This window comes from Pseudomonas sp. HMWF006, assembly GCF_003061205.1.
GTDB classification, from domain to species: Bacteria; Pseudomonadota; Gammaproteobacteria; order Pseudomonadales; family Pseudomonadaceae; genus Aquipseudomonas; species Aquipseudomonas monsensis.
This window is the reverse complement of sequence record NZ_QAIU01000586.1, coordinates 1-7,668: the sequence shown is the minus strand read 5'-3', so window position 1 is coordinate 7,668 and position 7,668 is coordinate 1. Positions and strand designations below refer to the sequence as shown.

General features: G+C 60.4%; 6 protein-coding genes and 1 pseudogene. 2 read left to right on the top strand and 5 right to left on the bottom strand.

The genetic code is table 11. The annotated features are described in order from the left end of the window. The 5 genes and pseudogenes from DBR24_RS34035 to pcaR form a co-directional block, all read right to left on the bottom strand. Positions 1 to 123, bottom strand: a pseudogene (locus tag DBR24_RS34035) (3-oxoadipyl-CoA thiolase); the annotation flags it as partial. After that, positions 120 to 899: a CoA-transferase subunit beta gene (locus DBR24_RS27040; RefSeq protein WP_128616245.1), complete on the bottom strand. Its 780-nt coding sequence runs from the start codon at positions 897 to 899 to the stop codon at positions 120 to 122. The gene DBR24_RS27040 and the pseudogene DBR24_RS34035, both read right to left, overlap by 4 nt. Then, the gene (locus DBR24_RS27035) at positions 899 to 1,756 is read right to left on the bottom strand and encodes a CoA transferase subunit A (RefSeq protein ID WP_123465321.1); all 858 of its coding nucleotides are present in this window, start codon (positions 1,754 to 1,756) and stop codon (positions 899 to 901) included. Before DBR24_RS27035 ends, DBR24_RS27040 begins: the two co-directional genes overlap by 1 nt. Positions 1,757 to 2,030: 274 nt before the next feature. Then, positions 2,031 to 3,377 carry an MFS transporter gene (locus DBR24_RS27030; protein WP_123465319.1) on the bottom strand — a complete coding sequence of 449 codons (1,347 nt, stop codon included), beginning with the start codon at positions 3,375 to 3,377 and terminating at the stop codon, positions 2,031 to 2,033. Between the two features lie 294 nt (positions 3,378 to 3,671). Further along, positions 3,672 to 4,514, bottom strand: coding sequence for a pca regulon transcriptional regulator PcaR (gene pcaR, locus DBR24_RS27025; protein ID WP_123465317.1), 843 nt, complete (start codon positions 4,512 to 4,514; stop codon positions 3,672 to 3,674). Positions 4,515 to 5,165: 651 nt separating this feature from the next. Here pcaR and DBR24_RS27020 point away from each other — a divergent pair. Both DBR24_RS27020 and DBR24_RS27015 read left to right on the top strand, forming a co-directional pair. Continuing rightward, positions 5,166 to 5,366 (top strand): hypothetical protein, encoded by a 201-nt coding sequence (locus tag DBR24_RS27020; RefSeq protein ID WP_008080067.1) that lies wholly within the window; start codon positions 5,166 to 5,168, stop codon positions 5,364 to 5,366. A 373-nt stretch (positions 5,367 to 5,739) separates the two neighbouring features. After that, positions 5,740 to 7,215 (top strand): inorganic phosphate transporter, encoded by a 1,476-nt coding sequence (locus DBR24_RS27015; protein ID WP_123465315.1) that lies wholly within the window; start codon positions 5,740 to 5,742, stop codon positions 7,213 to 7,215. The last annotated feature ends 453 nt before the right edge of the window (positions 7,216 to 7,668 follow it).

Genomic DNA, 7,668 nt, shown 5'->3' with positions numbered 1-7,668 from the left:
GCGCTCCATCAGCGCCTTGATCGGCACGGCGGCCAGATCGTCGGCGCGCACGCCGGCCAGACCACCGCCGAAACGGCCGATGGGGGTACGAATCGCATCGCAGATATACACGTCACGCATCATGCTTCTCCCGGTGCCTGGCCGTGGGCGGCGGCGGTGCGTGCTTCGAGATCGCGCAGCGCAGTCAGTTCGACGTCGGTCGGCTCGGCGGTAATGGCGACATGGTCGGCAAAACGAATCGCCCATCCGGTGGCCGCGACCACTTGCTCGCGGGTCACACCGGGGTGCAGCGCGGTGACCACGAACTCATGAGTGCCCGCTTCCGGCTCCATGATGCACAGGTCGGTGATGATCCCGACCGGGCCGGCACCCGGCAGGCCCAGACGCTTGCGCGAATCGCCGCCCTCGCCATGACCGACCGAGGTGATGAAGTCGAGCTTGTCGACGAACGAACGCGCCGACTGCTTGAGGATGATCAGCACGCTTTTCGCCGAACCGGCGATTTCCGGCGCGCCACCGGCACCCGGCAGACGCACTTTCGGCGCATGGTAATCACCGACCACGGTGGTGTTGATGTTGCCGAAACGGTCGACCTGCGCTGCGCCCAGGAATCCGACGTCGATGCGCCCGCCCTGCAGCCAGTAGCGAAAAATCTCACCGGTCGGGACCACGGTGTCGGCGGTTTCCGCCAGCTCGCCATCACCGATCGACAGCGGCAACACGCTCGGCTTGGCGCCAATCGGGCCCGACTCGTAGATCAGTACCACGTCCGGCGACGAGGTCAGGCGCGCAAGGTTCGCGGCTTTCGACGGCAGGCCGATACCGACGAAGCACACCGAGCCGTTTTTCAGGCGACGGGCTGCGGCGACGGTCATCATTTCATTGGTGGTGTACGTCATTACTTGGCCTCCGAAGCAGCGGCCAACTTGGCCTGGAACTCGCTGAAGTCAGCGCAGCCATGGATGTATTCGTTGATCCACGCGGTAAACGTCGCCCGGTCACGGGCGATCGGATCCCACGCCTGATAGAAACGGTTGTCGCGTTCGGTGTAACCGTGGGCGTAGGACGGGTGCGCGCCACCGGGTACGTGGCAGACCGCGCTCAAGGCCCAGGTCGGCAGCACGCAGGCGTTCATCGGGGCGTTGAGGTTGTCGACGATTTCCTCGACGGTGACGATGCAGCGCTTGGCCGCCAGTGCGGCTTCTTTCTGCACACCGAGAATGCCCCACAGCAGCACGTTGCCCTGGCGGTCGGCTTTCTGCGCGTGGATCACGGTCACGTCGGGGCGCACCGACGGCACCGCCGCCAGCACTTCACCGGTGAACGGGCAGGTGACCGATTTGATCAGCGGGTTGACCTTCGGCAGGTCGGAACCGGCGTAAGCCCGCAACACGGCGAATGGCAGGCCGGAAGCGCCGGCAACATAGGCATTGGCCAGGTCGGCGTGGCTGTGTTCCTCGATTTCCAAAGCGTGTGGCCATTGCTTCTCGACCGCATCGCGCAGACGGTGCAGCGAACCGACGCCCGGGTTGCCGCCCCAGGAGAAAATCAGCTTGCGGGCACAACCGGCACCGATCAGTTGGTCGTAGATCAGGTCAGGCGTCATCCGCACCAGGGTCAGGTCTTTCTTGCCCTGCCGAATGATTTCATGACCCGCTGCCGTAGGGATCAGGTGAGTGAAGCCTTCGAGCGCGACGGTATCGCCGTCGTTGACGAATTGCTTCACCGCGTCGTGCAGCGAAAGGATCTCAGCCATGGAGCGGGCTCCCGTTTTTGTAATGAATCGCCAGTGATAAAAAGGCGCGAGGTTCAGCGCCGGAGTCACTGCAGATTAAGCCGCTGAAAATCGCCAAACAATCCGATAATCGACTGAGCGTTCGTTTATCGAACGGATTGTTATCACCCTAACAATCAAAACCAAAGGCATCGCGAGCAGGCTCACTCCTACCGGGGAAATGCATTCTCAAATGTCGGAGTGAGCCTGCTCGCGATGCGGCCATCACATTCACCGACGATGCTGAAAGTGAAACTCAGGTCGCATCCGCATGACTGACCATGCCTTTGATCACCACCGCCGTCGTCGCCAACGCTGCCGGAATCACCAGCGCCGTCAACACCTGTTCGAAGTTCCAGCCCAGGCCCAACAGCGTCGCGCCCATCCACGCTCCGAGAATCGCGCCGAAGCGACCAATCCCCAGCATCCAGGAAACACCGGTCGCCCGGCCCTGAGTCGGATAAAACCGCGCCGCCAGCGACGGCATCGCCGATTGCGCACCGTTCACGCACATCCCCGCCACCAGCACCAAGGTCGCAAGCAAGGTAATGTTGCCCAGGCTCTGCCCCACCGCATAGGCAAACACCCCGGCCAACAGATAGAACGTGCCGATGACCTTGTGCGGATTGAAGCGGTCCATCGCCCAGCCCACCGCGACCGCGCTCAGCACACCGCCGAACTGGAACAGCGCACCGATGAACGCGGCCTGCTCCATGCTCGCGCCGCTGTCACGCATCAGCGTCGGCAACCAGCTGGTCAGCAGGTACACGATCACCAGCCCCATGAAATAGGTCAGCCACAACAACAAAGTGCCGGTGCTGTAGGTGCCGGAGAAGATCACCGCGAACACATTGCGCGCCTTCACAGTTTTCTGTTCCGGCACACTGAAACTCGACGCCTGGGCAACGGTGACCGGGTCGATCGGTGCCAAGGTCTTGCGCACCTTGTCGGTGCCGCGGTTACGCACCACCAGGTACCGCGCCGATTCCGGCAGCCAGACCAGCAATACCACCGCGAGGATCAACGGCAGAATCCCGCCAATCAGCAGCAGGCTGTGCCAGCCGAACGCCGGAATCAATTTGGCGGAAATGAAACCGCCGCCGGCCATGCCGAGGTTGAAGCCGCAGAACATGCTGGTCACCAGCAGCGACTTCTTGCGCTCCGGGGTGTATTCCGACAGCAGCGTAGTGGCGTTGGGCATGCCGGCGCCCAGACCGAGGCCGGTGAGAAAGCGCAGCACCAGCAGTTGTTCGACATTGGTGCTGTACGCTGACGCCAGGCTGAAGGCACCAAACAACACCACTGCGCCGACCAGAACGACTTTGCGCCCGAAGCGGTCAGCCAGGGGGCCGGAACCCAGTGCACCGAAAACCATGCCGATCAACGCGGCGCTCATCACCGGGCCGAGGCTGGCGCGGTCGATGCCCCAGTCCTGAGACAGCGCCGGGGCAATGAAGCCCATCGCGGCGGTATCAAGGCCATCGAGGAACACAATCAGGAAACACAGGATCACCACCCGCCACTGATAGCGCGAGATCGGTTGGGCATTGATGAAGGTCTGCACGTCGAGGCAGTTACCCACAGCGGACTGAGGCTGGTTCATTATTTTTATTCCACGCAAAAAACGCAGTCGAACGGCGGCCGGCCAGAGAGCGGCACGGTCACAAGAATAGAAGGTGTGGATCAGGCGTTGCGTTGAAACCGGCAACACGGGGAGCGGCGGCGACAGTCGGGGAACGTGCGCATGGGGAGTTGCCTCTTGTCATTATTATGGGAGTCGGCAGTCCGGCGAGCTCATTCACATCAGCGCCGGATGACGCTGCCGCGACATTAATGATCCGAGGGTTTTAGCGTCAATTCGATAAACGCAACACTGTGCGTTTATCGAACAGCTTCCTCAGGCAAACAGTTGCGCACTGAGGTCGCGGCTGGCGCTGAGCAGGCCCGGCAGGAAGCGTTGCTCCAGCTCGGTACGGCTGACACGGCCAGCGTGGGTGCTGACGTTGAGCGCAGCGACCACTTGCCCCGAAGCGTCGTAGACCGGCACGGCAATCGAGCGCAGGCCTTGTTCCAGCTCCTGATCGACAATGCACCAGCCCTGCTGCCGCACTTCTTGCAGACACTCGAGCAAGGCTTCCGGGGTGTGAAGCGTGCGACTGGTCTTGGCCACGAGTTCGGCATGATCGAGGTATTCACCGAGGGATGTGTCGTCCAGCGCCGCCAGCAGAATCCGCCCCATCGACGTGCAATACGCCGGCAGGCGCCCACCCACCGACAGGTCCACCGAAATCAGCCGTTGCGTGGTCGCCGAGCGGGCGATGTAGAGAATGTCGTCCCCTTCGAGCGTGGCCATGTTGCAGGCTTCGTGCAATTGCTCGCTCATGCGGTCGAGGTACGGCTGGGCCGAAACCGCCAACGGGGTCGAAGACAGATAGGCGTGACCGAGGGTCAGCACTTTGGGCAGCAGCGAATAGGTACGGCCGTCGGTGGTGGCGTAGCCGAGCTTGATCAGGGTGTGCAGGCAACGACGCACGGCAGCGCGGGGAATTTCCGTGCGGTGGCTAATCTGGGCGATGGTCAGGTGCCGCTTGCGCTCCTGAAATGCCTGCACCACCGCCAGGCCCCGGGCCAGCGAGGTCATGAAGTCCGGATCGCCGGTCAGGGCCTGAATGCGCTTGGCCGGCGAGGCAACGATCGGCGGCGCCACGGAGGTAAAGGAGTTGCGCATTTGATCGTTCATGTCGGGTCCTTGTTTTTGTGCTCGGCTCAGCGGCTATACAAACGACTTGGCAACCGATGCACAAGCGTCGAACTGCCAACATTGGGCGATTATCGAACCGTCGACCGATAATCGCAATCGGCCTGCACTGCCTCGCTCGGTGCTTTTTTGCTCAGGCCTCAACTTCGCCAGCGCACTGAACAGCGCTTTAGTTGTTCGACTAAATGACGCCAAAAACAGGTCGCCAGGCCAATAACGTATTTTCCAGACGTTAACTAGCAATAAAGTTGCGAGCAACAAAACGATCACACATCCAGAACCGTTTTTAACTTGGCAAAGATAGTCATTCCCGAATCGACCGCTATAATGCACCTCAGTGGCACCGCGTTTTTAATCACCGGGGTCGCCACTGGCTGATGCGATGTCCATCGCCGACGCCCCGGCCTGCGCCTGACACCAATGCCTCATGCAACGCCAGCGCTCGCTGAAACAGGAAACTGATGCTGCGTCAGTTTTAATCTGGTGCCGTAGCCGCCTGTAACATGGAAGTCCTTGACCCGCCCTGCTCTTATATCAATGTCCGTTCAGGCGTTGAGCACTCGACAGGACCGATCAAGCGACTCGTTGCAGTGTGTTCACCAGACATTCAACTCAACTCAAACAGGTAGCACTGTGACGAAAGACGAACTGCGCGCGGAACTTGAGCGCCAGGAACAACGTTACAAGGAAGTTTACGGCGGGGAAGTCACCACCTACGCCGCTCAACCCGAGCCGGAACGCAAGGCATGGCGCAAACGCCCTACCGTTCAGGATCAGGTCTTCAAGCAGGAAATCGAAAAGATCGAAAAGGAACTCAAAGCCGAAGAGCCATGAGCCACGGGTTTTGACGATTTCGAAGGTCAACGTGCGCACCGGTTACCAGCGCGGTGTATCGACGATGCCTTGCGCGCCCGCTACCCGCGGGCAGCGGCTCTCTTTCAGTCAGACCGACTGAAGGAAGCTTCCTACACGTTTCAGAGATATTTCAGACAAGCGTTTGATGCTTTGTCACGCCTGGAAAAACCCCTTCCAGGCAAAGCTTTTAGCAACAAAATCAATGACTTGAAAAACCCTGCGCCGCGCTTGGTTTTAACCTGCTGCAACAAATTAAATCGAAGAACATTGTTACCAATGAGCAGGTAGGGGATCGATTCCCAGTCTTTTCTGGCATAATCGCGCCCCCTTACGACCGGGTCAGAAAACCTTCATGATCGATTTATTCAGCGGACTGGATGCTTGGGTGCTTGTGAGCCTCTTGCTCGCCCTGACGTTTGTCCTCGCCTTCGAGTTCATCAATGGATTTCATGACACCGCTAACGCGGTAGCCACTGTTATCTACACCAAAGCCATGCCGCCTCACTTGGCGGTGTTCTTCTCCGGTGTGTTCAATTTCCTCGGCGTGCTGCTGGGCGGCGTTGGCGTGGCGTATGCCATTGTCCACCTGCTGCCGGTAGAGCTGCTGATCAATGTGAACACCGGCCATGGCCTGGCAATGGTGTTCTCGTTGCTCGCCGCGGCAATCGCCTGGAACCTGGGCACCTGGTACTTCGGTATCCCGGCCTCCAGCTCGCACACCCTGATCGGTTCGATCCTCGGTGTCGGCCTGGCCAACGCCCTGATCAACGACATTCCGCTGGCTGACGGCGTGAACTGGCAGAAAGCGATCGACATCGGTGCCTCGCTGGTGTTCTCGCCGATGGCCGGTTTCCTTGTCGCGGCGCTGGTGCTGATTGGCCTCAAATGGTGGCGCCCACTGTCGAAGATGCACAAGACGCCGGAACAGCGCCGCAAGATCGACGACAAGAAACACCCGCCATTCTGGAATCGTCTGGTGCTGGTGATGTCGGCGATGGCCATGAGTTTCGTGCACGGCTCCAACGACGGTCAGAAAGGCATCGGCCTGATCATGCTGGTGCTGATCGGTATCGTGCCGGCGCAGTTCGTGCTCGACCTGAACAGCACCACTTACCAGATCGAACGCACCCGCGACGCGACCCTGCACCTGAGCCAGTTCTACCAGCGCAACTCCGCCACCCTCGGTGAGTTCCTGGCCCTGGGCAAAAGCGTGGAAGGCGACCTGCCGGAGAAATTCCGCTGCAACCCGCAGCAGACCGAACCGACCATTTCCGCCCTGCTGCACACCCTCAAAGGTGTAGCGGACTACCACTCGCTGCCGGCCGAAAGCCGCATCGAAGTGCGTCGCTACCTGCTGTGCCTGGACGACACCGCGAAGAAAGTCGCCAAGCTGCCAGGCCTTGAAGCCCGCGAAAAGGCTGACCTCGACAAGTTGCGCAAAGACCTGACCACCACCACCGAATACGCCCCGTTCTGGGTAATTCTGGCGGTCGCGCTGGCCCTGGGTCTGGGCACCATGATCGGCTGGAAACGCGTGGTACTGACCATCGGCGAGAAAATCGGCAAGCAAGGCATGACCTATGCCCAGGGCATGTCGGCGCAGATCACCGCCGCGAGCATGATCGGCCTGGCCAACATCTTCAGCCTGCCGGTATCCACCACCCACGTTCTGTCCTCGGGCGTGGCGGGCACCATGGTCGCCAACAAAAGCGGCCTGCAGGGTGGCACTGTTCGTACCATCCTGCTGGCTTGGGTCCTGACCCTGCCGGCGACGGTGGCGCTGTCGGCTGGTTTGTTCTGGCTGGCGTCGAAGGCGTTGGGTAGTTGATAGGCTGCTTCAAGCTTTGATGAAAAGACGCGATTCTTGAGGATCGCGTCTTTTTTTTGGGTCTGGTTTTGTGAGCATATCCGTGGCTGTGGGTGTTGCTGCTGGCGGTTTCGCGCTTACAGCGAGTCACTTTTTCCAAACGCCGGAATGCCGGCCCAGCGAAAAAATAACCCAAAAGGCGTTGCCCCGGCGTACGGCACTTTGCTGAGGCTCAGTGTTCCCTCGCTACGGTGTCCATCAGGGGGCATCGCCTACGGCTTGCTTCGCTGCACCTCCTCTCGATGTATGCGGCTGCGCCGCATGGCGCTGCGCGCCTCCCCCCTGATGAACACCTCCGCTCGGCCTGCCGATGGGGCAAAAGATCAAAAGCCAGATCAAAAGCCCCTCACCCTAGCCCTCTCCCTGTATGTACCGGACACATGGTGGACAGGTGTTCGGAGACATGGTGGACAC

Coding starts and splice junctions, on each gene's coding strand:
- DBR24_RS27040 (WP_128616245.1), bottom strand. CDS start 899: ATGACGTACACCACCAATGAAATGATGACCGTCGCCGCAGCCCGTCGC.
- DBR24_RS27035 (WP_123465321.1), bottom strand. CDS start 1,756: ATGGCTGAGATCCTTTCGCTGCACGACGCGGTGAAGCAATTCGTCAAC.
- DBR24_RS27030 (WP_123465319.1), bottom strand. CDS start 3,377: ATGAACCAGCCTCAGTCCGCTGTGGGTAACTGCCTCGACGTGCAGACC.
- pcaR (WP_123465317.1), bottom strand. CDS start 4,514: ATGAACGATCAAATGCGCAACTCCTTTACCTCCGTGGCGCCGCCGATC.
- DBR24_RS27015 (WP_123465315.1), top strand. CDS start 5,740: ATGATCGATTTATTCAGCGGACTGGATGCTTGGGTGCTTGTGAGCCTC.